This is a genomic window from Halomonas sp. SIMBA_159, from assembly GCF_046536035.1.
Taxonomy (GTDB): Bacteria; Pseudomonadota; Gammaproteobacteria; order Pseudomonadales; family Halomonadaceae; genus Vreelandella; species Vreelandella venusta_A.
Genome location: NZ_JAWJBT010000499.1, coordinates 1 through 275, shown reverse-complemented (window position 1 = coordinate 275; position 275 = coordinate 1). Strand labels below are relative to the sequence as shown.

Here is a 275-nt window from a genome sequence, read left to right as displayed (position 1 = left end):
AAGGTAAAGCGGATAAAGAAAAGGTGGGCGATTACGTTTTTGGCCTGAAGGCGCAGGGACGATATAACGGTGAACCGCTCACGGGTACGGGAAAAATAGGCGGTATGCTGGCGCTGCGTGGCGAAGGGACGCCGTTTCCGGTACAGGCTGATTTCCGCTCTGGTAACACCCGTGTTGCTTTTGATGGCGTCGTGAATGACCCAATGAAGATGGGCGGTGTCGATTTACGGCTTAAATTTTCTGGCGATTCACTGGGTGATCTCTATGAACTGACG

The 275-nt window shown here is 52.4% G+C and carries 1 protein-coding gene; it reads left to right on the top strand.

Features of this window, described 5'->3' with window-relative positions; translation table 11 throughout:
• Window positions 1–275: AsmA family protein (locus tag R0J87_RS20180; protein WP_498888479.1), on the top strand; the 275-nt coding region annotated here is incomplete at both ends.